General features: G+C 69.8%; 20 protein-coding genes. 7 read left to right on the top strand and 13 right to left on the bottom strand.

Annotated features, from left to right (window positions below; genetic code table 11):
- Nucleotides 1–2: 2 nt before the first annotated feature.
- From FNF32_RS03900 to miaB, 3 genes are all read right to left on the bottom strand, one after another.
- Nucleotides 3–2558, bottom strand: a complete 2556-nt coding sequence (locus FNF32_RS03900) for a rhamnan synthesis F family protein (RefSeq protein ID WP_131674105.1) — start codon at nucleotides 2556–2558, stop codon at nucleotides 3–5.
- The gene (locus tag FNF32_RS03895) at nucleotides 2555–3046 is read right to left on the bottom strand and encodes a hypothetical protein (protein WP_143796485.1); all 492 of its coding nucleotides are present in this window, start codon (nucleotides 3044–3046) and stop codon (nucleotides 2555–2557) included. Before FNF32_RS03895 ends, FNF32_RS03900 begins: the two co-directional genes overlap by 4 nt.
- Nucleotides 3047–3189: 143 nt before the next feature.
- Entirely contained in the window at nucleotides 3190–4497 is a 1308-nt protein-coding gene (miaB, locus tag FNF32_RS03890) for a tRNA (N6-isopentenyl adenosine(37)-C2)-methylthiotransferase MiaB (protein ID WP_143796484.1), read from the bottom strand.
- A gap of 163 nt (nucleotides 4498–4660) precedes the next feature.
- Between miaB and FNF32_RS03885 the strand changes: the two genes are divergently transcribed.
- From FNF32_RS03885 to FNF32_RS03875, 3 genes are all read left to right on the top strand, one after another.
- Nucleotides 4661–5641 (top strand): hypothetical protein, encoded by a 981-nt coding sequence (locus FNF32_RS03885; RefSeq protein ID WP_131674102.1) that lies wholly within the window; start codon nucleotides 4661–4663, stop codon nucleotides 5639–5641.
- Nucleotides 5642–5666: 25 nt separating this feature from the next.
- Nucleotides 5667–6086: a hypothetical protein gene (locus tag FNF32_RS03880; RefSeq protein WP_143796483.1), complete on the top strand. Its 420-nt coding sequence runs from the start codon at nucleotides 5667–5669 to the stop codon at nucleotides 6084–6086.
- Nucleotides 6087–6275: 189 nt separating this feature from the next.
- Nucleotides 6276–7640: an aminotransferase gene (locus tag FNF32_RS03875; protein ID WP_425467885.1), complete on the top strand. Its 1365-nt coding sequence runs from the start codon at nucleotides 6276–6278 to the stop codon at nucleotides 7638–7640.
- Between the two features lie 78 nt (nucleotides 7641–7718).
- Here the strand turns inward: FNF32_RS03875 and FNF32_RS03870 are convergent, their stop codons facing one another.
- Entirely contained in the window at nucleotides 7719–10034 is a 2316-nt protein-coding gene (locus FNF32_RS03870; RefSeq protein WP_185961836.1) for a ComEC/Rec2 family competence protein, read from the bottom strand.
- A gap of 104 nt (nucleotides 10035–10138) precedes the next feature.
- Between FNF32_RS03870 and gltX the strand changes: the two genes are divergently transcribed.
- On the top strand, nucleotides 10139–11566 hold the full coding sequence (gene gltX / locus FNF32_RS03865; protein WP_131674098.1) for a glutamate--tRNA ligase: 1428 nt from the start codon (nucleotides 10139–10141) through the stop codon (nucleotides 11564–11566).
- 47 nt (nucleotides 11567–11613) lie between these two features.
- Nucleotides 11614–12903, top strand: coding sequence for a citrate synthase (locus FNF32_RS03860; protein ID WP_131674097.1), 1290 nt, complete (start codon nucleotides 11614–11616; stop codon nucleotides 12901–12903).
- Between the two features lie 48 nt (nucleotides 12904–12951).
- Here the strand turns inward: FNF32_RS03860 and FNF32_RS03855 are convergent, their stop codons facing one another.
- Both FNF32_RS03855 and FNF32_RS03850 read right to left on the bottom strand, forming a co-directional pair.
- The gene (locus FNF32_RS03855; protein WP_131674096.1) at nucleotides 12952–13440 is read right to left on the bottom strand and encodes an SRPBCC family protein; all 489 of its coding nucleotides are present in this window, start codon (nucleotides 13438–13440) and stop codon (nucleotides 12952–12954) included.
- A complete protein-coding gene (locus FNF32_RS03850; RefSeq protein ID WP_131674095.1) occupies nucleotides 13437–13790 on the bottom strand; it encodes an ArsR/SmtB family transcription factor in 354 nt (117 codons plus the stop codon). Before FNF32_RS03850 ends, FNF32_RS03855 begins: the two co-directional genes overlap by 4 nt.
- 102 nt (nucleotides 13791–13892) lie before the next feature.
- Here FNF32_RS03850 and FNF32_RS03845 point away from each other — a divergent pair, with 102 nt between their 5' ends.
- Complete coding sequence (locus FNF32_RS03845; RefSeq protein ID WP_131674094.1) at nucleotides 13893–14582, top strand: SDR family NAD(P)-dependent oxidoreductase; 690 nt, start codon at nucleotides 13893–13895, stop codon at nucleotides 14580–14582.
- Between the two features lie 10 nt (nucleotides 14583–14592).
- On the opposite strand, the gene FNF32_RS03840 is transcribed toward FNF32_RS03845, so the two are convergent.
- From FNF32_RS03840 to FNF32_RS03825, 4 genes are read right to left on the bottom strand one after another with little or no spacing between them, the layout of a single operon-like run.
- Nucleotides 14593–16086, bottom strand: a complete 1494-nt coding sequence (locus tag FNF32_RS03840) for a carboxypeptidase M32 (protein WP_131674093.1) — start codon at nucleotides 16084–16086, stop codon at nucleotides 14593–14595.
- On the bottom strand, nucleotides 16083–17240 hold the full coding sequence (ctaA, locus tag FNF32_RS03835) for a heme A synthase (RefSeq protein WP_131674092.1): 1158 nt from the start codon (nucleotides 17238–17240) through the stop codon (nucleotides 16083–16085). Before ctaA ends, FNF32_RS03840 begins: the two co-directional genes overlap by 4 nt.
- Before the next feature lie 51 nt (nucleotides 17241–17291).
- Nucleotides 17292–18089 (bottom strand): RNA methyltransferase, encoded by a 798-nt coding sequence (locus tag FNF32_RS03830; protein WP_131674091.1) that lies wholly within the window; start codon nucleotides 18087–18089, stop codon nucleotides 17292–17294.
- Nucleotides 18089–19669: a lysine--tRNA ligase gene (locus FNF32_RS03825; protein WP_131674090.1), complete on the bottom strand. Its 1581-nt coding sequence runs from the start codon at nucleotides 19667–19669 to the stop codon at nucleotides 18089–18091. Before FNF32_RS03825 ends, FNF32_RS03830 begins: the two co-directional genes overlap by 1 nt.
- A 77-nt stretch (nucleotides 19670–19746) precedes the next feature.
- On the opposite strand from FNF32_RS03825, the gene FNF32_RS03820 reads away from it, so the two are divergent.
- A complete protein-coding gene (locus tag FNF32_RS03820) occupies nucleotides 19747–20169 on the top strand; it encodes a tellurite resistance TerB family protein (protein WP_131674089.1) in 423 nt (140 codons plus the stop codon).
- Between the two features lie 28 nt (nucleotides 20170–20197).
- Here the strand turns inward: FNF32_RS03820 and FNF32_RS03815 are convergent, their stop codons facing one another.
- Genes FNF32_RS03815 through FNF32_RS15800 form a run of 3 tightly spaced genes read right to left on the bottom strand, consistent with a single transcriptional unit; the run spans nucleotide 20198 to nucleotide 24668 of the window.
- Complete coding sequence (locus tag FNF32_RS03815) at nucleotides 20198–21676, bottom strand: D-alanyl-D-alanine carboxypeptidase (protein ID WP_246087669.1); 1479 nt, start codon at nucleotides 21674–21676, stop codon at nucleotides 20198–20200.
- Nucleotides 21673–23787 (bottom strand): hypothetical protein, encoded by a 2115-nt coding sequence (locus tag FNF32_RS03810; protein ID WP_131674088.1) that lies wholly within the window; start codon nucleotides 23785–23787, stop codon nucleotides 21673–21675. The genes FNF32_RS03815 and FNF32_RS03810 overlap by 4 nt, the downstream gene beginning before the upstream one ends.
- A complete protein-coding gene (locus tag FNF32_RS15800; protein WP_342778016.1) occupies nucleotides 23784–24668 on the bottom strand; it encodes a DUF4159 domain-containing protein in 885 nt (294 codons plus the stop codon). The genes FNF32_RS03810 and FNF32_RS15800 overlap by 4 nt, the downstream gene beginning before the upstream one ends.
- Nucleotides 24669–24671 lie beyond the last annotated feature (3 nt).

Here is a 24671-nt window from a genome sequence, read left to right as displayed (position 1 = left end):
CGCTACCTCCTCTGCTCGTCCAGCTTGTGGACGAACACGGAATCGAGCCCTTCCTGAACCGCCATCGCGGGCCACAGACGCTCGATCAGGTGGTATTCGGACCCGTCGATCCCCACCGGCTCGTTGGGCCACGGATAGCCGGGTCCGAAAAAGGCGTTCATCCGTTCCACGACCTGGCGGCGGGTCCAGAACATGTTGCCCACCGGGAACAGCAGCGGTGTCTGCGGCACCGGGCCCGGCAGGCGGTCGGCCATGCGGTGGACCAGTTGCCGGGTCGCGTTCCACGACACGTAATAGGGGTCCATCGGCGCGACCAGACCCACCCGGGGCTGGGCGATCTGCGACAGCGCGTTCGACAGCTTTGTCTCGTCGCCCAAGAGGATGCGCTTGAGGAAGTTGCGCCACACGTCGCCGCCCACGGTCACGCCGATCGACTTCTTCTGGTGCAGGTGGCACCAGATCTCGTCGTCGAACCCGGCGCCGCCGTCGCGGAACAGGTCCATGAACGGCAGGATGTCGCGGCCGCGGTTCGGCGCCAGCCGCACCTCGACCGACCGGCCGGCGGCGGCGAAGATCGCCTGGATATCGTCGCGCTTGCGTTCGGTGTCGGTGGTCACCACGATCCGGCGGGCAAGGCCATAGGCGCAGTGTTCGCGCAGGTCGCTGGCGAGTTCGTCGGTATAGTAGGCGTGGATGTGCATCGCGAACGGCGGCACGCCGCGCGGTTCGGCGGCGGCAAAGGGCAGCAGCCGCATCCCCTTGTGCATCCAGTTGTCGGACCCGTCCACGGCCTGCTGCACGTCGGCCAGGTCGCGCCACATCCGGCGGCGGCCGTAGCGCATCATCTTCTCGCGCTCGCGCACACGTAGAGCGGCGTCGTCGCGGTGCGTGGTGTAGAGAACGGGAATGTCGAACTCGGACGCGCCATGGACAAACCGGCGCTGCGAGGTGAGGCGCGCGAACAGAAGGTCGCGGATACGGGTCAGAAGCGGCGTGGGCGGGCGCGGGCCCGCCCCTTCGGCCGGTTCCTTGGCGGGCAGCGCCAGGATCGCCTCGGCCGCCTCCAGCGGGTTTGCGTATTCGACAGTCGTGAACTGCTCCGACGCGCGATAGACGGGGTCGCAGAAGCCCGAGCCGCCGTCGAACTGGACGATCCGGCAGCCCTTGTCGAGCGCGTCGAAGACGACGTTGGGCAGCGGGTCCAGCCGCGACGACAGGAACATCGCGTCGGACGCGGCCAGCACGTCGTTGTAGGCCGGCCCGGCGGGCAGCAGGAACAGGTTCGACCCCTTCTCGCCCGCGCCGATGCGGTTGAGATGGGCGGTCATCCAGACCCCGAACAGCATGTCCTGCGCGTCGAGCCCGTCGCCGATCCAGACGAACACCGTATCGGGGTCGCGGTCGCGGCAGATCTGCGCGGTCATCGCGAAGATGTCGGTGCCCTTGCGCCATTGCAGGTGCCCTGCCCCGCAGACGATGCGCGCGTCGGTCAGGTCGCGGCCCAGCATCTCGGACAGGCGCGCGCGGGCGATGCTGCGGGTCGCCGCGTCCACGCCGCCGACCGCCAGCCCCCGCTGCGGCACCACGACCGAATCGCGTTCCACGTCGAAGTCGATGTCGGCCAGCCGCCCGCGCCAGCCGTCGCGCACGGTGTCCGAGGAATAGACGATCAGGTCGGCGAACAGCGGCGCGTGATAGATCGCGTTGAAGAGCGAATAATATTCCGAATATTCGTGGATGTAGGACGCGAACGGGATCCCGTGCGCTACCAGATAGGGCAGCATCGGCCACGTCTCGACCGAGTTCGTCACCGCGAACGCGATCCGCGAGAAGATCGGGTCCGAGAAGTAGGTCATGTCCTGCAGCGGATTTTCCGTGATCACGACCTCGCAGGCGTTCTCGACGAACTGGTCCAGCAACTCTCCGCCGCGCAGCGACATGACGATGACGTTGTGATCCTCGGCCGCCTCGCGGGCCATGTCGCGGCCGACGACGGGGGCGCCGGTGCGCGACATCTCGTGGATGCAGATCAGGCAGGTCGGGCGGTCGGGGCGGAACGGCCGCGCGCCGCGGGTCCGCTTCTTGCGCAGCGCGCCCAAAGTCGTGCGCCCCTCGGCGTAGCCATAGACGAGGTAGTGTTCCAGTGGCTGCACCTGCGCCTGCATCAGGTCGGGATGCGCCCGCAGATAGGCGCGGCCGGAAAAGTCCGACACCCGGGCGTCGATCGGATCGCCCAGCCGGATCAGCTCGAACGCGAGTTCCAGCGCCTCGGGGTCGCCGGCCGCGATCGCCTCGGTCAGGTCGGGGTCGGTGACGAGGCTCGCCAGCGCGTTGTCGATGGCGGGCGGGCGCACGTTGCCCATGCCGCGAAAGGTGTTGCCCGGACGGCCCTCGGCGCGGCCCGTTTTTTCGTAATGGCGCTGCGGCGAATATTGCAGCCGTTCCACCTTGGACATGCCGGGGCCGTAGAACACCGGGTCCAGCCGGAAGTCGGGCCGCCCCTCAAGCAGGCCCGCGGGGCCGGCGTAGGTGGTCCAGATCTCGTCGAGCTTGCTCATGCGGGGGCCTGCAGGAAGGGGGTGCGAAGCGCCTGGGCAAAGCGCGTGTCATCCACCTCGCGCCGGGCGAGGTGGTCCAGAAGCTGCGGCAAAAGCGGGCTTGTCGCCACCATCTCGCCCAGCAAAAGCCGTTTCATCCGGCCGTCGCCGCCCACGTCGGCGGTGATGCCATGGGGCGCCCCCGCGGCCGCCTGCGCCTGCGCGGCGATCGACAGGTCGCCCACCGGCGGCGTGTCGAGGAACAGAAGCGGCCCCGTCACCGGCCGGACGGTCTGGCGCATCATGTCCTGAACGTCGCCCATCAGCGCCGAAAAGGTCGCGCGGGGCTGAAGATATTCGATCACGGTGGCGCGGGACTGGATCGCGGTCAGCTCGGCCTCGGTCCAGCCCGAGGCGGGCAGGACGACCAGCACGCGGGGCTCGGCCCATCCCTCCATCGCGGCCGCATCGCTTGCGGCGGGGATGGCATTCGTCGTCACGATCAGCATTCGGCGCGGGAATCCATGGGCAGGGTCAGGTGGCGAGGGACAAGCCGCGCCGCGTCGGCGTTATCGCGGCGGGGCGGTCGCTTGTCCAGTGCGGCGGAACGGGCGGGTCAAGGGGCGGTCGGGGACGCGCGGGCACCCCGCCGTCAGACCAGTTCGCCCGCCAGCGAGTTGGTGGAGCTTGCCTTGATCCGCACGGGCACGAGGTCGCCTACCTGCGCGTCGGGCGCATCCACGAAGACCGGGTGCAGATAATCCGACTTGCCGACCATCTGGCCCGGAAGCCGGCCCGCCTTTTCGAACAGCACACCCACGGTGCGCCCCACCATCGCGTCCTGCACCGCGCGCTGCTGGCGCGTCAGCAGCGCCTGCAGTTCCTGCAGGCGGGCGTCTGCGACCGCGCCCTCGACCGGCTCGCGGCCCGCCGCCGGCGTGCCGGGGCGCGGCGAATAGCGAAAGCTGAAGGCGGTGCCGAACCCCACCGCCTCGACCAGCCGCAGGGTCGCCGCGTGATCGGCGTCCGTCTCGCCCGGAAAGCCCACGATGAAGTCGCTGGTCAGCAGGATGTCGGGGCGCGCCGCGCGGATGCGGTCGATCAGCCGCAGGTAGTGATCGGCCGTGTGCTTGCGGTTCATCGCCTTGAGGATCCGGTCCGACCCCGACTGCACCGGCAGATGCAGATAGGGCATCAGCTGCGGCACGTCGCGGTGGGCGGCGATCAGATCGTCGCCCATGTCGTTGGGGTGGCTGGTGGTGTAGCGGATGCGGTCCAGCCCCGGCAGGTCGCCGAACCCCGTCTCGGCCCCATCCAACCCCTCGCCGTGCCAGCCGTTGACGTTCTGGCCCAGCAGGGTGATCTCACGCACGCCGCGGGCGACCAGATCGCGCGCCTCGGCGAGGATGCGGGCCGCCGGACGGCTGACCTCGGCCCCGCGCGTATAGGGAACGACGCAGAAGGCGCAGAACTTGTCGCAGCCTTCCTGCACGGTCAGAAAGGCCGCAGGCGCGCGGCGGGTCGCGCGGTTCATCGTGCGCGCGGGCAGGTGGTCGAACTTGTCCTCGGCCGGAAAGTCGGTGTCCACCGCCGGCGCGTCCCCCCGCGCCATCGCCGGCAGGCGGTGATAGGCCTGGGGGCCCACGACCAGATCGACGATCGGCATCCGCCGGATGATCTCGTCGCCCTCGGCCTGCGCCACGCAGCCCGCGACCCCGATCTTGAGGTCCGGCCGACCGGCTTTCAACGGTTTCAGCCGGCCCAGGTCCGAATACAGCTTTTCCGCCGCCTTTTCCCGGATGTGGCAGGTGTTCAGCAGCACCATGTCCGCGTCGTCGGGACGGTCGGTTTCCACATACCCTTCGGCGCCCATCGCCTCGGCCATCCGCTGGCTGTCATAGACGTTCATCTGGCAGCCATAGGTCTTGATGAAAAGCCGCTTCGGCGTCTGTTCGGTCATCGCGATGTCCCCGGGAATTGCGGGGTCATACAGGAAGACGGGCGGGTTTGGAAGCGACGGGGGCAACGGCGATCTTCGGCAGGACGCCGCCTTTGATCGCCGAGTATCGGCAAGGCTCCGCGCATGCGGACCGACTGCCATATTTCCGCTACGCAGAAGCGGCATGCTGAACCAGACTGTGTGCAATTTCACATCATTGGTGTTGCCGATGCTGCCTCCCATCACGCCGCAAGCCCGGAACCTGTCTCACCACCCCTACAGGCCTGCGCCCGAACCCGTGCAAGCGGGCAAGCACCAGGCGGGCAAGCACGTCGACAGCCGCGAAATGATGCTGGATGTTACCCAGGTCGCGCTCGACGTCGTGGGGATTTTCGAGCCGACCCCGGTCGCCGACGGGGCGAACACGCTGATCTCGCTGGGCCGCGGCGACTGGATGGGCGCGGGTCTGTCGTTGGCCGGTGTCGTCCCCTATGTCGGCGACGCGGCGAAGCTGGGCAAGCTCGGCAAATGGGCCGAAACGGCGTCGAACGCGGTCGAGCTGGCGTTAAAGAACAACGATTTCGCCAAGGCCGCGGGGCCGCACCTCAAGAAGATCGCGGACGCGATCGACCATGCCCCCAAGGGCATGTTCGACAAGCTGCCTGCGGACGCCCAGCAAAAGCTGCTGGAGATGCGCGCGACGCTCGGCCGCCTGCCGGGCGCGGCTGCGGAAGGGCCGGCGGGCTCGCTCGCCCACAAGGGCAACGCCTGGTCGGAGTATTCTGCCAGCGGCGGCAACTGGAATTACGAGCGCTGGTCCAAGACCTACGAAGGCAACATGACCCGCGCAACCGATGCCCACAAGGCGGCGGACGCGCTGCAAGCTGAACGCGGGTGGGGAACACGCGAGTCAACGACCCGCGTAAACATGCCGGATGGCCAGAGCTACAATCGTCGCTTTGATATCGGCGACAACGCGGCCCAGCGCGGCATCGAGCACAAGTCCGGGTACCAGTACCTCAGTCAGGAAAACAACTGGGAGCTGCAGCGTGACTCCGAGCTGGTCAAGCGCGGTTGGGACGTCGAGTGGGTGGTGGACGGGACCGCGTCGCAGCCCTTGCTGGACGCCTTGAAAGCCGCCGGCATCAAAGCCACAGTGCGCTAGGATCAAGGCGATGAAGGACTTGCTCATGACCCCCGAACAGCGGCAGGATCACTTCGAAACCTGGCATGCCTCGATCTACGTCTACCTTGACGAACTCCGCGCCGCCGTTCCGGCGGAGGTGACGCTGGACTACAGCCTGGACTCCCTCAAGCCGCTCGAGGCATGGCTGCTCGACCGTTACCCCGACATCGCCGCCGCCCGCGCCGACATGGCCGGCATGATCAACAACGCCGGTGCCTACATCGGCGAAACGATCCGCAAGACCGCGGGCCGCGGCACGTGGCGGCTGGACGACGACGAAGAAAGCATCTTCCACGGCTTCCCGATCCTCGTCGATTTCAGGGACGGGGACTCGTGCTCGCCCATCACGCTTGCGTCCGCAGCGACGGATCGCCGCCGGGGCGACTACCTGTACTCGGTGGCGAGCCACCTCGTGTCGGGCTGACACACGCGCCTATCGGACCTCAATGCGCCGGGCTCGCGCCTGAGGGCGTGGCTGCTCGACGGGATCACGCCGTGCGAGGTCACGTGAGCGCGCGCGTTCGGCGAGGCGGATCGGCTCACCCCCCTGCCCCTCGTTGAACCCCGCCCGCCGCCCGGATAGCCTGCGCGCCAAATCGATCAGGAGATCACGATCATGGACGACAGGAGCTGGTCCGCCCGGGCGCACCAATACTCGATGTACGGCTTCACCGACCTGCCCAGCGTTGAACGCCGCGGCACCGTCGTGCTGACCCACGGCGAGGGGCCGTATGTCTTTGACACCGAAGGGCGCAAGTGGCTCGATTCGAACTCGGGCCTGTGGAACATGGTCGCGGGCTTCGACCACCCCGGCCTGATCGAGGCGGCGAAGGCGCAGTACGACCGCTTCCCCGGCTATCACGCCTTTTTCGGCCGGATGTCGGACCAGACCGTGATGCTGTCCGAAAAGCTCGTCGAGGTGTCGCCCTTCGAGCGCGGCAAGGTGTTCTACACCAACTCGGGATCCGAGGCGAACGACACCATGGTCAAGATGCTGTGGTTCATGCACCGCGCCGAGGGCAAGCCCGAACGCCGCAAGATCCTGACCCGCTGGAACGCCTATCACGGCGTGACGGCAGTCAGCGCGTCGATGACCGGAAAGCCCTACAACGAGGTGTTCGGCCTGCCGATGGACGGCTTCATCCACCTGACCTGCCCCCATTACTGGCGCGAGGGCAACCCCGGCGAAAGCGAGGCGGAGTTCGTCCAGCGCCTCGCCCGCGAGCTGGAAACGGTGATCGCCGACGAGGGCGCGGACACGATCGCGGGCTTCTTCGCCGAGCCAGTGCAGGGCGCGGGCGGGGTGATCCCGCCGGTCAACGGCTACTTCCAGGCGATCGCGCCGATCCTGAAACGTCACGACATCCCGCTGATCGCGGACGAGGTCATCACCGGCTTCGGCCGGACCGGCAACACCTGGGGCTGCCAGACCTACGACTTCGTGCCCGACGCGATCATCAGCTCGAAGAACCTGACCGCCGGATTCTTCCCGATGGGCGCGGTGATCCTGGGGCCGGCGCTCGGCGACCGGCTGGACGCGGCGATCGCGCCGATCGAGGAGTTCCCGCACGGCTTCACCGCCTCGGGCCACCCGGTCGGCTGCGCCATCGCGCTCAAGGCGATCGACGTGGTGATGAACGAGGGGCTGGCCGAGAACGTCGTCCGCGGCGCCCCGCGGCTGGAAGCGGGCTTGCGCCAGATCATGCAGCGTCACGAGAACATCGGCGAGCTGCGCGGCGTCGGCTACATGTGGGCCTTGGAGGCGGTGCGGAACGTCGAGACGAAGGAGCCGTTCCCGGGCAGCCTGTCGATCAGCGAGCGGATCGCCAACACCTGCACCGACATGGGGCTGATCTGCCGTCCGCTGGGTCAGTCGATCGTGCTGTGCCCGCCGTTCATCCTGACCGACGCGCAGATGGACGAGATGCTGGATAAGCTCGACGGCGCGCTGACGAAGGTGTTCGCCGAGGTCCGCTGACCACCCCGGTCGCTGGACCAACACGGCCGCAAACGAAGCCCCGTCGTCCCCGTGGACGACGGGGCTTTTCGCTTCGGCTCAGTCCCGTGCCCACCGCCGGTCACCGGCCACGTCCGCCGCCGTCGTCCAGTGGAGCCCGTCCGCTGTGAACCGCCCAGCGACCGAGCCGGTGCGACGCAGGCGGCGAAGGTCGAAAACGGTGCAGGGTTGGCGTGGGATGTTTCCTGCGGTCGGGTCCGGCCGTTCGGCATCAGCCCCCGCGCGGTCCGGCTTGCCGTCCGCCTTACCGGGGCTGTCTGCGTCCCGGGGACCGGACGACCGGTCCTTCACGACCTCGTCGGTGTCGAAATCGGCGATCACCACCGCGTCCGCCGTGCAGGCAGCGGGCCAGGCGGCGCGACCCGCCTTGCCGGTCAGGTGAACGATCTTCACCCCCGCCATCCCTTCCCCCGCCACCGTCGCCTGCCGCACGCCGCGCGGGCCGCTCCAGCCTGGGCGGGCGGCGGCCTCCTCGGCCGTGGCGATGTCGCCGTCGGCCTCAATCCAGCTGTCGGCGATGAAGGCGTTCGCGGGTTTTGAAAGCGCCCGCCCCTCGGGCCCGAGGATGCCGACGGCCGCGCCTTCGGGCGCGATCAGGATCGCCCGGCGTTCGACCCGCAGCCACAGGACCACACCGGCGACGGCGGCAAGGATCGCCGCCGCGCCGACCCCGCGCGCGATCCGGCCCGCCTTGCGACGCAGCGCCAGCGCGGCGATCAGCGTGCCCCCGCACAGCAGGGGCAGCGTCGCGGGCGGGGGTGCTGCGACGGCATAGACGGCCCCGTCCAGCCCGGCGATCCACTCGGCCACGGCAAGCATCCAGCGGGTGCCGATCCCCATCACCCACAGCGCGGGCGCGGCAAGGCCCAGCGGCGCCAGCAGCGCGGCAAAGGCGCCGGCGGGCATCACCAGCGCGCCCACAATGGGCACGACCAGCAGGTTCGCGGCCAGACCGTATTGCGCCGCGCGGCTGAAATGCGCGGCCGCGATGGGGCTTGTCGCCAGCCCCGCCACGAGGGACGAGATCACCAGCATCGCCACCGGGCGCACATACCACGGCAAGCGCAGCGACACGCGCGCCCACGGCCCCGCCGTAAGGATCAGCGCGACGGTGGCGGCAAAGCTCATCTGGAACCCCGGCGACAGCAGAGCCTGCGGGTTCATGGCGAGGATCAGCGTCCCCGCCAGCGCCACGGTCCGCAGCGAGATCGCCCGCCGGTCGGCCAGGATCGCCCCCAGCATCGCCGCGACCATGACGAAGGCGCGCTCGGTCGCGACCCCACCCCCCGACATCCACAGATAGGCGGTCGCCGCCAGCAGCGCGGCCAGCGCCGCGACCTTGTGCCAGGCGACGCCCGCAGATAGCAGCCCCGCCCCTTGCGCGCCGACCAGCGCAAGGCGCAGCGCGGCATAGACGAACCCCGCGAGCATCGCCATGTGCAGGCCCGAGATCGACACGATGTGGTAAAGGTTCGAGGCCCGCATCAGCTCGTTCGTCGCCTCGGCGATGCGCGAGCGGTCGCCGGTCATCAGCGCGGCGGCGACCGCGCCTTCCTGCCCGCCGATCCCGTCGGCGATGCCCGCCGCCGCCCGCTGGCGCAGGCGCTGCATCGCCATCGCCCCCTCGGGCACCGGCTCGACCGTCAGGATCGGGTTCCGGGTATAGCCGACCGCCCCCAGCCCGTCGAACCATGCGCCCAGGCGAAAGTCGAAGCCGCCCGGCTCGGCCGGTCCCGGCGAGGGCCCGAGATGGCCGGTCGTCATCACCACCTGCCCCGGATCAGGCAGCTGGTCGGGCAGCAGTCCGGGTTCCGTCAGCGACAGGCGCACCTTTCCGGGCGTCCGCGCCGTCGCGATGCCGGGCAGCACGACCCGGTCCAGCGTCAGCCGCATCCGGTCGCGGCCGGACCGGTCGATCCCGACCACCCGCCCCTCGATCGCGCCGTAATAGCGATAGCCCAGCACCTGGGTGTCGGCCCGGTGCGCGCGCAACCCCGCAAGGCCGGCGCCCGCCGCCGTCAGCGCCACGGCAAAGCCCGCGATCCGCGCCCACCCCGCGACCGCGCCGGGCAGCCGCCCCGTTTCCGCCCAGGCCGCCGCGCGCAAGCCGACCAGCGCCGCAAGCAGCCCGACCGCGGCCAGCGCCAGATAGAACGCAGGCTCCGGCTCGGCCCGCAGCGAAAACCAGCCGCCGATGCCGAAGGCCAGGCAGACCGGTGTCCACAGGAACAGGCCCGCGCGCGCAACCGTGTCGGGGCGTTCGGGACGCGCGCGGTCGCGCAGCCGGGTCACGGCGCGCAGGGCGCGGTCGGCGGTGTCCGGGCGCCCCGGCCCTGCTGCGTCGATCGCGGTCACAACCTTGTCCTTTCGCGGGTGGCCCCGTATCACTGCGCCGACCCTAGCGGACCGCGCCTTACCAAAGCGTTAACCGCCGCCCCCAGCCCAAACCCGGATCCGCCATGACCCCCAGCCAGTCCGCAACGCCCCAAGGCACCCAAGGCGGCGCGCAGGTCGTCACGCGCTTTGCGCCCTCGCCGACCGGCTATCTGCACATCGGCGGCGCGCGCACCGCGCTGTTCAACTGGCTTTACGCCCGCGCGAGGGGCGGCAGGTTCCTGCTGCGGATCGAGGATACCGACCGCGCGCGTTCCACGCCCGAGGCGACCGAGGCGATCCTGAAAGGCCTGTCGTGGCTCGGCCTCGACTGGGACGGCGAGCCCGTCAGCCAGTTCGCGCGCGCCCCCCGCCACGCCGAGGTCGCGCGCGAGATGATGGCGAATGGCAGCGCCTATCCGTGCTACACCACGCCCGCCGAGATCGAGGCGTGGCGCGCGGCGCACCCGAACCAGACCTTTGCAAGCCCGTGGCGCGACGCGGACCCCGCGACCCGGCCCGACGCGCCCTTCGCGATCCGCCTGCGCGCCCCGCGCGACGGCCAGACGGTGATCGAGGACGCGGTGCAGGGCGACGTGACGTTCCGCAACGACCAGCTCGACGACATGGTGCTGCTGCGCTCGGACGGGACGCCGACCTACATGCTGGCGGTGGTGGTGGACGACCACGACATGGGCGTCACGCACGTGATCCGGGGCGACGACCACCTGACCAACGCCGCGCGGCAGGCGCAGGTGTTCGACGCGATGGGCTGGCCGCGCCCGGTCTTTGCCCACATTCCCCTGATCCACGGGACCGACGGCAAGAAGCTGTCCAAGCGGCACGGCGCGGTGGGGCTGCACGAATACGCGGCCGCGGGCTACCCGGCGGCGGCGATGCGGAACTATCTGGCCAGACTGGGGTGGAGCCACGGCGACGACGAACTGTTCGACGACGCGCAGGCGGCCGAATGGTTCGACCTGCCCGGGATCGGGCGCGCGCCGGCGCGGCTCGACTTCAAGAAGCTGGAGCATGTGTCGGGCCACCACATCGGCGCGATGGACGATGCTGCGCTGCTGAACGAGCTGGCGGCATTCCTGAATGAGACCGGGCAGCCAGCCCTGACGCCGGTGCAGACCAGCCGGTTGACGCCCGCCCTGCCCGCGCTCAGGGAAAAGGCAAAGACCCTGCCGCAACTTATTGAACAGGCTCGTTTTGCGATGACCGACCGCCCGATCCAGGCGGACGACAAGGCGGCCCGCGCGCTCGATCCGCCCTCACGTTCCATTCTCGTCGAATTGACCGCTGCAATGCAGAATGTTAACTGGACGCGAGACGATCTGGAGGCTGCCGCAGCCGCCGTTGCCGAGGCGAACGGGGTTGGACTGGGCAAGATCGCGGCGCCCCTGCGCGCGGCGCTTGCCGGACGGACGGCGACCCCCAGCGTTTTTGACATGATGACCGCACTCGGCCGGGACGAGACGCTCGCCCGGCTAGCGGATGTCACGGGCTGATACATGGACCAACCTGGCCTTCGGGCCGAGGCAAGAGGACTTTCTTCATGGCCGACAAGACTGCAACCCTGAACCTCGGCGGCAAGGACATCGACCTGCCGATCCTCACTCCCACCAAGGGGCCCGACTGCCTCGACATCCGCAAGCTCTACGCGCAGGGCGACGTCTTTACCTTCGACCCGGGCTTCACCTCGACCGCGGCCTGCGATTCCACCATCACCTATATCGACGGCGACAAGGGCGAGCTGTGGTATCGCGGCTACCCGATCGAGCAGCTGGCGGCGAAGTCGTCCTATCTCGAAGTGTGCTACCTGCTGCTTTACGGCGAGCTGCCGGACGCGGCGCAGATGGCCGACTTCGACACCCGCGTGACCCGTCACACGATGGTGCACGAGCAGATGCACAAGTTCTTCAGCGGCTTCCGCCGCGACGCGCACCCGATGGCGACGATGGTCGGCGTGGTCGGCGCGATGTCGGCGTTCTATCCCGACTCGACCGACATCAACGACCCGATGCAGCGCGAGATCGCGTCGATCCGCCTGATCGCCAAGCTGCCGACGATCGCGGCGATGGCCTACAAGTACTCGGTCGGCCAGCCCTTCAACTATCCCGACAACGAACTCGACTACGCATCGAACTTCCTCAACATGTGCTTCTCGGTCCCGGCCGAGAAATACAAGGTGGACCCGGCGCTCGCCCGGGCGATGGACCTGATCTTCACGCTGCACGCCGACCACGAACAGAACGCCTCGACCTCGACCGTGCGGCTTGCCGGCTCGTCGGGCGCGAACCCGTTCGCCTGCATCGCGGCGGGGATCGCCTGTCTTTGGGGGCCGGCGCATGGCGGCGCGAACCAGGCGGCGCTCGAGATGCTGCAGGAAATCGGCTCGGTCGACCGGATCCCGGAATACATCGGCAAGGCCAAGGACAAGGACGATCCGTTCCGCCTGATGGGCTTCGGCCACCGCGTCTACAAGAACTTCGACCCGCGCGCGAAGGTCATGAAGGAAACCGCGGACGAGGTTCTCGGCATCCTCGGGATCGAGAAGAACGAGACGCTGAAGGTCGCCAAGGAACTGGAGCGGATCGCGCTCGAGGACGACTACTTCGTCGAGAAGAAGCTGTACCCGAACGTCGATTTCTATTCCGGCATCATCCTGTCCGCGATGGGCTTCCCGACCTCGATGTTCACCCCGATCTTCGCCCTGTCGCGCACCGTCGGCTGGATCTCGCAGTGGAAGGAGATGATCGCCGACCCGCAGGGCAAGATCGGCCGCCCGCGCCAGCTGTACGTGGGCGCCGACCGCCGCGACTACGTCGAGAAGTCGAAGCGCTGAGCGCCGGCTGTCCGAACGCTGGAAAAGGGGGCCTCGCGGCCCCCTTCGTCATTCCACCAGCTCGGCCAGCTGCTCGATACAGGTGCCCCAGCCTTCGGCGAACCCCATGTCCTCGTGCTTCTGCCGGTCCTCGGGCGTGCGGTGGAGGACGCGGGCGGTATAGGTGGTGCCGCCGCCCTCTGCCGGATTGAGCGTGATGATCGCCGTCATGAATGGCGTGGCGTTGGGGCGGTAGCCGCCCGACATGGCGTCGGTCCAGGCGATCCGGCGCGGCGCCTCGGCCACGATCACGCAGCCGCCCGCCGAACTGTCGGATGCGCAGTCCTCGGGCTGATCCTCGGGGCCGCGCATCTCGATGTCGAAGCGGCCGCCGGGATGCGGCTCGACCACCGCGCTGGTGATCCGCCACGGCCGCGGCGCGAACCACTGCCTGAGCTGCTGGGCGTCGGTGAGCGCGTCCCAGATCCGTTCTGGCGCGGCCGCGATGCGGCGGGTGATGACGAGGTCGTTGCCCTCGACCCGGGTCGTGCTTTTCATGGATTGCTGTCCTTGTCGGCGGTTTCGGTTTCGGGATCCGCCCGCGCTTCGACGAAGGCGGCCAGGCGGTCGGTGCGCGCTTCCCAATCGCGGCGCTGCGCGTCGAGCCATTCGGACACCGGGGCGAACGCGCCCTCGGCAAGTTCACAGACGCGCACCCTGCCCCGCTTTTCGGTGCGGATCAGGCCGCCTTCCTCGAGCACGCGCAGATGCGCGAGGAAGGTGGGCAGCGCCATGGCGAAGGGCCGCGCCAGGTCGCCCACGCTGCCGGGCCCTTCCGTCAGCCGCGTGAGGACGGCGCGACGGGTCGGGTCTGCGAGGGCGTGGAAGGTGCGGTCAAGCTTAGCCATAGGGCTATGTATCACGGCGATCAGCCCGCGGCAAGAAGCTTTGCCATTCGACTAACCGATTTCCCCTTGCGGCACCCGCGCGGCGGTGGCACCTGACCCGGCATGGACATCGACCCGCAAATCGAACCGCAAATTGAACCAACGAACCCGAACGTGGCCCTGGTCACGGGCGCATCGCGCGGTCTGGGCGCGGCGCTGGCCGAGGCGCTCGGCGCGCGGGGCTGGCACGTGATCGCCGTCGCGCGGACCACCGGCGCGCTCGAAGAACTTGATGACCGCATCCGCGCGGGCGGCGGCTCGGCGACGCTCGCCCCCATGGACGTGACGAACGCCGCCGCGATGATCCAGATGACGCAGGCGGTGCAGCGCCGCTGGGGCGGGATCGACCTGTGGGCGCATTGCGCGGTCCATGCCGCACCCCTGTCCCCCGCCGCCCAGACCGACCCCAAGGAAATGGCGCGCTCGATCGAGACGAACGTGGCGGCCACCCACGGGCTGATCCAGCTGGTCGAGCCGCTGCTGCGCGCGCGGGGCGGGCAGGCCGTCTTCTTCGACGATCCGCGCGCGGGCGAAAAGTTCTTCGGCGTCTATGGGGCGACCAAGGCCGCGCAGGTCGCGCTGGCGCAAAGCTGGCAACGGGAAGCCGCGCGGATCGGGCCGCGCGTCACCATCGACAGGCCGGCCCCGATGGCCACGGCGACCCGCGCCCGCTTCTACCCGGGCGAGGATCGTTCGCCGCTGACGCCCTGCCGGGACGAGGCGGGGCGCATCCTGACCGCGCTCCTGGCCTGAAACCCGCCCCTTACAGCGCGTAGATTTCCCCGAACTTCGCGTCCAGATAATCGAGCAGCGGCTCGACGCTGACCGGGGCGCCGCTCGCGCGCTCGATCAGGTCCACGGGCCGATGCAGGCTGCCGTGGCGTTGCAGGTTCTCGCGCAGCCATTCGACCGCCGGGGTCGCGTCGCCCTGCGCCAGCGCGGGGTCCACATCGGGCACGGCGTCGCGGAGCGCCGCGTTCAGGCAGCCCGCATAGACGTTGCCAAGCGCGTAGGTCGGGAAATAGCCGAACAGCCCCACCGACCAGTGGACATCCTGTAGGACGCCGTTCGCGGGACGGTCCACGGCAAAGCCGAAGTCGCGCAGGAAGCGGCTGTTCCACGCCTCGACAAGGTCGCCCACGGCCAGCTTGCCCGACACCAGCTCACGCTCAAGCTCGAAGCGCAGCATGACGTGCAGGTTGTACTGCACCTCGTCGGATTCGGTCCTGATGTAACCCGGCGCCACCCGGTTCACGGCGCCGTAGAACGCATCCGCGTCGCGCGCGGACAGGCCGCCGAACATGTCGTCCATGCGGCCGTGCAGCCAGCCGGCAAAGGCGCGGCCGCGGCCAAGCTGGTTCTCGTAGATCCGGCTTTGGCTTTCGTGGACGCCCATCGACACGCCGCGCCCCAGGGGCGTGAAGGCGTAGTCCGGGTCGATCCCCAGCTCGTAGCTGGAATGGCCGACCTCGTGAATGGTGGAATAGATGCAGTTGAAGGGGTCCGCCTCGACCACGCGGGTGGTGATCCGGCTGTCCTGCCAGCTGCCCGAGCTGAACGGGTGGACGGCGATGTCCAGCCGCCCGAAGTTCCAGTCATAGCCGAAGGCCGTCGCGCAGGCGCGGCTGAGCCGCAGCTGCGTTTCCTGCGGAAACAGCCCGTCGAGCTTCTGCGGCTGCCGGTCCGCGCCCATTACCGCATCGCGCAGCGCGACGAGACGCGGGCGCATGCTGTCGAACAGCCGCCCGATCGCCGCGGCCGAGGTGTCGGGTTCGTAATCGTCCAGCAGCGCGTCGTAACGGTCGCCGCGGCCGAACCCGGCCGAGACATAGGCGTCGGCCTCTTCCCGCTTCAGGCTCAGCACCTCGTCCAGCGTCGGCAGGAAATCCTCGGGCGCGTCGGCCGCCCGCGCCTCGGCCCAGATCCCCTGCGAAAGCGAGGTGAGCCGCGCCAGTTCGGTCGCAAGCCGCGCCGGCACCGCGCTTTTGCGGCGGAAGTCGCGGTCGATCAGCTCGACCATCCGCAGCTCGGCCTCGGTTTCCGGGCGCGCCGCGTCCAGCCACTCGCCCACGCGCGGATCGGTGCGGCGGGCGTGCAGCATCTCCTCCATCGCGGCGATTTCCTCGGACCGCTGTTCGGCCGCGCCGCGCGGCATCATCGTCTCGCGATCCCAGTCGAGCCGCTGCGCGACGGCGGCCAGCGCCTCGGTCGTGCGCTGAAACTCCATAAGGGTGGCGAGGCTGCCGTGGCTGGTCATCGGATCGTCCCCCTGACGCTGGTTTCATACGGGTAGCGGGCGTGGTGGCGGGCGCGGATCACCAGCACGAACAGCGCGACCGCGCCAAGCTGGTGGGCCAGCGCCTCGGGCAGGGGCGCGCCGTGCAGGACGTTCGCGATCCCCAGCGCCACCTGCAGCGCGACGGCGGCGATCATGACGGTATAGGCGCCGCGCGTGACCGGGTGCGGCGACCGGCGCGAGCGCGCCCAGACGACGACCGCGAAGATCGCGAGCAGGTAGCCCACGATCCGGTGGGTGAACTGCACCGTGGCCGCGTTCTCGAAGAAGTTGCGCCAGCCGAGCACGGGGTCCCAGATCGCGGACGGGATCCATTCGCCGCCCATCGTGGGCCAGCCGGTGTACTGCCGCCCCGCGTCGATGCCCGCGACCAGCGCCCCGAGCAGGATCTGCACGAAGGCGAGGTGCATGAGGCCCGTGGTCATGGAAAACAGCTTGGGCTCGCCCGCGCGGCGCGCGCGCAGGATCTGCCCCGAAGGCCGCGCCAGCTGGAACACGTACCACGCGATCAGCCCCAGGATCGCGAAGGCCAGGCCCAGATGCACCGCCAGCCGGTACGAGGCGACCGAGACCATGCCCGCGCCAAGGCCCGAACTGACCATCCACCAGCCGACCGCGCCCTGCAGCCCGCCCAGCAGCCCCAGCGTCAGCAGCCGCGAGGTCCAGCCCGGCCCGACCCGACCCGTCAGCCAGAAAAACCCGAGGCCGAGCGCCCAGACCAGCCCGACCAGCCGCCCAAGCAGCCGGTGCGACCATTCCCACCAGTAGATGCGCTTGAACCCGGCCACGTCCATGTCCGGGTTCTCGATCCTGAACTGGGGGATCTGCTGGTACTTGGCGAACTCCGCGTCCCAGGCGGCGGCCGACGACGGCGGCAGCGCGCCGGTGACCGGCTTCCATTCTGTGATCGACAGCCCCGATCCGGTCAGCCGCGTCGCGCCGCCAAGCGCGATCATCGCCACGACCATGACGAACAGGACGACGAGCCACGCCCGGATCGCGCCCCGGGCCATGTTCGGGCCGCCCCGCGCGCCCGCGTCGATCAGATTGCCCGCGGGCACGGTCTGGGCAGGCGTCGCTTGCGACACCTCCTCGAAGATGGGGCGCTTGGCCATGTCGTCATTCCTGCTGATGCGGCGCGACTGTGACCCCGGCGTCCGCAAACGTCAATCTTGCGCAGCGGGGTCCTGCGCGCCCGCGTCCTGGCGCGGCTTGCCGGGGCCGGTCCAGGTCAGCTGGCGCAGCATCCCGTGAAAGATCTGCACGTCGCCGCGCGTCAGACCCATGCGCGACCACAGGTTGCGGACCGTCAGCCGCATCGCCGGCGCCTTGTCGGCGGGAAAGAAGAACCGCGCCCGCGTCAGCCCGTCTTCCCAGTGGTCGGCGAGCCTCTCGATCTCAAGCCGGGTGGCGGGCGTCTCGCCGTGGGGGACGCGCAAGCGCGGGGCGGGCTGGGCGGGCAGCGCCTCGCGGCCCCATTCGTAGCCCAGAAGCAGCACGGCTTGGGCGAGGTTCAGGGACGGGAAGTCCGGGTTCACCGGCACGGTCACGATGGCGTTCGCGCGCGCCACGTCGTCGTTCTCAAGCCCCGCGCGTTCGGGCCCGAAGATCAGCGCGACGCGACGCCCGGCGGCGGACATGCCGCGCGCCTCGGCCATGGCGGTTGCGGGCGTGTGGACGGGCTTGGTCAGCTCGCGCCCCCGCGCCGTGGTGGCAAAGGCGAAATCGACATCGGCCATCGCCTCGGCCAGCGTCGGAAAGACGCGGGCGCGGTCCAGCACCTGCCCCGCCGCGCCCGACGCCATTGCGACCGCGCGCGGGTTCGGCCAGCCGTCGCGCGGCGCCACAAGCCGCAGGTCGGTCAGGGCAAAGTTCAGCATCGCGCGCGCGGCCGCGCCGATGTTCTCGCCCATCTGCGGACGGACGAGGATCACGGCAGGCTGCGGCAGGCGGTCGTCTGCCATCAGGCGGCAAGCTCGCCCGCCAGGGCGCGCCCGATCAGCGCGCGGGTTTCATCGACGCCGTAAAGCGCGATGAAGCCGCCGAAGCGCGGCCCCTGATCGGCGCCCAGCAGGACCTGGTAGAGCGCCTGGAACCAGTCGCGCAGCGGCTCGAACCCGTGTTCGGTCCCGACCGCGAAGACCATCGTCTGCAGCGCCTCGGCGTCGGCCGGCTGGTCCCACGCGGCAAGGCGGCCGGCGAGGTCCTGCAACGCCGCGCGTTCCTTGTCGGTCGGCGCTCGAAACCGTCGAGAAGGTGCCACGAAGTCGTTGTAATATTTCAGTGCGAACCCCGCCGCGTCATCAAGGTCAGGGTGCGTTTCCGGGCTCGCATCGGGCGCGTAGCGGCGGATGAACCCCCACAGCCCGGCCTTGTCCTTCGCACCTGCGACCGAGGCGAGGTTCAGCAGCATCTGGAACGGCACCACCATGTTCGACGCGGGCACGTCGCCGCCGTGGATGTGCCAGACCGGGTTGTTCAGCTGCTGGTCCGGCGTCTGGCCACCGAAGGCGCGAAGCTGCTGATGGTATTCGTCCACCGCTTTCGGGATCACGTCGAAATGCATCCGCTTGGCCGTCTTGGGCTTCTGATACATGAAGTAGGACAGGCTTTCGGTGGCCGCATAGGTCAGCCATTCGTCGATGGAAAGCCCGTTGCCCTTTGATTTGCTGATCTTCTGCCCCTGCTCGTCCAGGAACAGCTCATAGGTGAAATGCTCCGGCGGCCGCCCGCCGAGCGCCGCGCAGATCCCGTCATAGATCGGCGTGTTCGTCGAATGGTCCTTGCCGTACATCTCGAAATCGACGTCGAGCGCGGCCCAGCGGGCGCCGAAATCGGGCTTCCACTGCAGCTTCACGTTGCCGCCGGTGACCGGCAGCGTCCATTCGCGCCCCGTCTCGTCGTCGAAGGTGATCTCGCCCTTGGCCGCATCGACGTGCTTGATCGGAACATACAGCACCCGCCCGGTTTCCGGGTGGATCGGCAGGAAGCAGGAATAGGTCTGCTGGCGTTCCTCGCGCAAGGACGCGAGCATGATCTCCATGATCGCATCGTAGCGTTCGGCGGCGCGCAGCAGCGTCTCGTCGAACCGGCCCGAGCGGTAGAAGTCGGTGGCGCTGATGAACTCGTACTCGAACCCGAAGGTGTCGAGAAAGCGGCGCAGCATGGCGTTGTTGTGATCGCCGAAGCTCGGACATTCGCCGAACGGGTCGGGCACGCTCGTCAGCGGCTTTTGCAGGTTCTCGCGCAGCAACTCGGGCTGCGGGACGTTGTCGGGCACCTTCCGCATGCCGTCCAGATCGTCGGAAAAACAGAACAGCCGCGTAGGGATATCGCTGATAAGCTCGAAAGCGCGACGGATCATCGTGGTCCGCGCGACCTCCCCAAAGGTGCCCAGGTGCGGCAGGCCCGAGGGGCCGTAGCCGGTCTCGAACAGGACGTAGCCCTTGGCCGGGTCCTTGCCCGCGTAACGTTTCAGCACCCGGCGCGCTTCTTCGAAGGGCCAGGCCTTGGAATTCATCGCGGCATCGCGCAGGGTAGTCATCGGCGTTTCTCCGTTCGTTCGCAGAGTGCCGTATCGGCGCCCGACCGCCACGTCAACAACACCCGGACCCCTGCCGCATGCCAATCGATCTGCCCTCTTTTTCCGCTTGCGACGCGCTGGTCGCGGTCATGGTCGCGGTCTCCGTCTCGGACGAGGCGATGCGGACGTCGGAGCTGCTGGCGATCGACAGGATGGTGAACCACACGCCCATCTTCGGAACCTACGACGCCGGACGGGTCCGCGCCGTGGCCCAGACCGTGTTCTCGCTGTTCGAGGACGAGGACGGGCTGGACACCCTGTTCGGACTGATCCGCAAGGCGGTGCCGGAACGTCTGTTCGACACGGCCTATGCGCTTGCCTGCGACGTCGCGGCGGCGGACGGGCGGCTGGGCGAAGGCGAATGGCAGATGCTGTCCGAGATCCGCGAACAGCTCGACATCGACCGCCTGCACGCCGCCGCGATCGAGTTGTCGGCCGTGACCCGGCACCGGGTGCTTTGACAGCTGATCCGGTTTCGGAGCTTTCCGATTAACCCCTTGGATCGGCCATGATTTCGGCCAGGGTCGCGTGCCGGTTCGTATCGCCCGACAGCTGCCCGAACCGCTCGACCAGCTTGCGTTGCAACCGCTTCGACCGGGTCGTCCAGCCCAGGACGCCATCCGGCAGGTCCTCGCCCGCCGTCGCCGCCAAGCGTGCCGCATCCGCCGTCAGAACCGCGAACACGATCCCGCCCGGCCCGTAGCCCGCAAGGTTCGACACGAAGTTGAGCGTGCCGGTCTTGCCCCGCACACCCGACCCGCGCGCCTCGGCCCCCAGCGCCTCGGCCAAGGGATCGGTCTTGAGCAGCTCCTCCAGCCGGTCCCGCGCGACAGGTGCTGCCAGCGCGCGCGCTAGCGTCAGCGCGCTGATCCGGCTGTCGGGCGACAGGCCCGAGTGATCGGCGAACGCCACCTCGCCCGCGATCCCCTGTCCGCGCAGCCAGTCGGCCATGGCCTGTCCCGACGCCGCCTGATCCGCCGCGCCGCTTGCCGCCAGTCCAACCGCCTCGGCGGTGAGGTTCGTCGAATAATGCAGCATGTCGCGCAGGATGTCGCGCAAGGGCGGGCTGTCATGGCCCGCGATCTCGGCCCCGGAGGGCGCCGCGTAGCCCACCTCGGGCGCGGGCAGGACCAGTCCCTTGGCCCGCGCGAGGGTCTGGAACACGTCGCCCGCGTAAAGCTCCGGCCGCCGCACCGGCAGCCACCAGCTTCCCGACTTGCCCATCGTGCGGGCGGCGATGGTCCAGCTTTCGGTCTGCCGGTCGCCGTCATAGGCAAGCAGCGGCGCGGCACGGTCGGCGACGGCGATCCGCACGCTATAGGCCTGCGGCGCCACGTCCTCGCCCCGCGCGGTCAGCGACAGGCGCGGCCCCGATTGCCCGCCGCGCCAGTCCAGCAGGACACGGTTGAAGTTCAGGATCATGCCCGACAGCGACGGGTTGTAGGCCAGGTGATCGGCCTGCGGCGGCGCGATTTCCGTGATCTGCGGCAGCGCGCCGCCCCAGACGACGAAGCGCGCGACGGGCCGCCCCGCCATCGCCGCCGCCACCTCGGTGGCAAGCACCGTTAGCGCGTCGCTGTCCAGCACCGGATCGCCCCCGCCCGCGAGGATCAGCGTATCGCCGTCCAGCAGCACGCGGGTGCGGAAGCGGTGCGCGTGGCCCAGCCGGTCCAGCGCGTAAAGCGCCGTCACGGTCTTGAGCGTGCTGGCGGGCGGCAGCGGCAGGTCCGCGTCGCGCGCCTCGACGATCCGGCCGTCGGGGGCCAGCGCCGCAAAGCTGACCAGAGCGTTCAGCCGCGCGGCGTCGATCAGGTCGGAAACCGGCGGGGCCGGACGGCGCACGGGCGCGGCGCTGGTCAGCGGCGCAAGGCCGCCGGGCGCGGTCTGCGCGCGGGCTGCGGGCGCGATCATCGCCAGCGCGGCCGCCGCTGATGCGTGCCCCAGGAAAACGCGGCGGTCGATCTTCATCGGCTTCTCCTCAACCGGCCGCCTTCCAGCAGCCATCCGGCGACCGCGAGGCCCGCGATCAGGACGAGCCACGCCCAATCGGGCAGGATCGGGCGGCGCGACAGGCCCGACACCTGCGCCGCCTCGCGCGGCGTGATCCCGATCCAGTCGCCGACCACGCCCTGCCCGTGGGCCGAGCGCGCGCTGCGGGCGATCCGCACGTCCGGGACGCCATCCGAAAGCGGGATGACAGCCCCGCCGGTGGCGTCCGCCAGCGGCGCCAGCAAGCTTCCCGTGGCGACGGTCTGTTCGAACTCGCGCGGCGCGGCCGGTCCCAGCGCCACGAGGCGGGTCAGATCGCCGTCCGCCAGCGTATAAAGCCCCGGCGCGGGCGCCTGCCAGCGGGCGGCAAAGCGCCCGGGGCCGTCCGGTTCCAGCGCAAGGTCCACCACCGCGCCGTCAGGCCCGGTGATGCGGACCGGCCCGGCCGCGTCCTTCATCGTGCGGCGCGTCACCGTCAGCGACAGGTCGCGGCCGATCTGCGCCAGCAGCGCCTCTTCCTCGAGCTCGGGTTCCTTCATGGACCAGTGCGCCATCCGCCGCAGCAGTTCGAGCTGCGGCCCCCCGCCCTCGAAGCCCCGGCCCCACAGCCACACCTGGTCCGACGCGAGAAGCGCGACCCGCCCCTCGCCCACGCGGTCAAGCACCATGAGCGGCGCGTTGTCGCCCGCGCTCATCACCACCTCGGCGCCGGGCTTCGGGATGATCTGGCCCCGCTGCAGCCAGCGCCCCCAGCTCGGGCGGGTGTCGGGGGGGGCGTCGGGGGCCGGGGCGCCGGGCAGGCCCGCGGTCACGGGGTGGCGGCGGCCTGCATCGGTCAGCAGGGGCGTGAACGCCTCCTCGATCACGCGGCCCGTGGGACGGCCGGGCACGATCTCGCCCAAGGGCGACAGGTTCAGGCTTTCGACGCTCGCGATCTCCGGCCCGGCCGAGACCAGCAGCGCGCCGCCTTCCTCGACATAGCGGCGGATGTTTTCATAGTACTGCGGCGGAAGGATGCCGCGCACCTTGTAGCGGTCGAAGATGATCAGGTCGAAGTCGCCGATCCGGTCCTCGAACAGCTCGCGGGTCGGAAAGGCGATCAGCGCCATCTCGTCCACCGGAACCCCGTCCGACTTGTCCGGCGGGCGCAGGATGGTGAAGTGGACAAGGTCCACGTTCGCATCGGATTTCAGCAAGTTGCGCCAGGTTCTTTCACCCGGATGCGGCTCGCCCGACACCAGGAGCACGCGCAGGCGGTCGCGCACGCCCTCGATCTGGATCGCGGCGGCGTCGTTCCGGTCGGTAAGCTGCACAGGTCCGCCCTCGGGCGGGTCCAGCCGCAGCAACACGACGTTCTGCCCCGCATGCGCCACCTCGACCGGCAGGTCCAGCGGCACGCCCCGGGGCAGCGCCACCACCTGCTCGTCCTCACCGTCCACCCGGACCCGCAGGGTCGCGGCGCTTGCGGCCATTTCGGGCGGCACCGCGCCCTGATCCTGCACGGACACCCGGATCGTCGCGGTGTGGCCGATCAGCCCGAAGGCGGGCGCTTCCTCGACGACCAGGCGGCGGTCCCAGTCGGCGGGCTGGCCCGTCAGCAGGACATGGACCGGCGCGGGCGCAGATGCGGGCACCATCGCGGCGTCCGCGGCCTGTCCGTCGGTGACGGCAATCACGCCCGCGACCCGCGCCTCGGGTTCGGCCGCGAGCGCCCGGGTCATTGCGGTGCCCAGCAGCGTGCCATCCGGGTCGTCCCCGACCGTCACCCGGCGCAGTTCGACCCCGGGCAGGGCGGAAAGCTGCGCCGACAGCTGCGCCACCGCCGCGTCGGCCTGCGCGCCGCGTCCGGGCAGGCCTTGGCTGGCGCTGCGGTCATCGATCAGGATCACGATGTCGGACAGGGACTGCCGCACCCCGCGCTCGATCACCGGCCCGGCCAGCGCGAACGCCGCGGCAAGGCCGGCAAGCCCGCGCAGCCCCCAGCCCGGCAGGCCCCGCCACAGCGCCCATGCCGCCGCCAGCAGCGCCAGCGCGGCGACGCCGGCGATCAGCGGCCAGGGAAGTGCGGGATCGAAGTGCAGTCCCGTCATGGGCGGTCGTCCCATCGATCGTCGAAGCGATCGTCCGCAAACGCATCAGCCTCGGCCCGTCCCAGGCGGTCGAGCAGAGCCGGAACATGGACCTGATCTGATTTGTAATTGCCCGTCAGGACATACATGATCAAGTTGATGCCGAACCTCAGCGCCAGCTCGCGTTGCCGTTCACCCTCGATCCCGCGTCCGACCTGATGGGTGGGCAGCCCGCGTTCGTCGATGGCCCATGCCTCCGCCCAGTCGTTCGCGCCGATCACGACCGGCGAGACGCCGTCGTTGCGGGTGCGGAACCCGGCGGCGGGGGGCGTGTCCCCGGACGGCGCGGACGCCTCGACCCACAGCGGGTTGCCCTGCCAGCGGCCGGGAAAGTCCTGCAGCAGGTAGAAGCTGCGGGTCAGCACGTGGTCCTCTGGTACCGGCGCGAGCGGCGGGATGTCCAGCGGCGCGGCGAGCCGCTGCAGGTCGGCGCCCGATCCCGGCCCACCCGCCATGGCGACGTCGCCGTCACGGGTGTCGAACAGGATCACCCCGCCCGAGCGAAGGAAGCGGTTCAGCCGCGCATAGGCCTGCGGCGACGGGGCCGGCTGGTCCGGCGTCACCGGCCAGTAGAGAAAGGTCAGCAGCGAGAGGTCGTCCTGATCGACGTCGATCCCCAAAGGCGGCCCCGGCTCGACCGTGGTGCGCAGCGTCAGTTCCAGCGACAGCCCGTCCAGACCCTGCCGCGCGGCCTCGTCCACCTCGGGGTCGCCGGTCAGCACGTGGGCGAGCGCCACCTGCCGCGCGGCGGCGGCAAGCTGCGGCGCCGGATCGCCCGGCGGCGTGTCCTGCGCGGCGGCGGGCAGGGCCATAAGGAAAGCGGCCAGGGCGGCGGAAAACATGCG

The organism is Paracoccus marinus (assembly GCF_007018965.1).
Classification (GTDB): Bacteria; Pseudomonadota; Alphaproteobacteria; order Rhodobacterales; family Rhodobacteraceae; genus Paracoccus; species Paracoccus marinus.
This window is presented reverse-complemented; position numbering and strand designations above follow the sequence as displayed.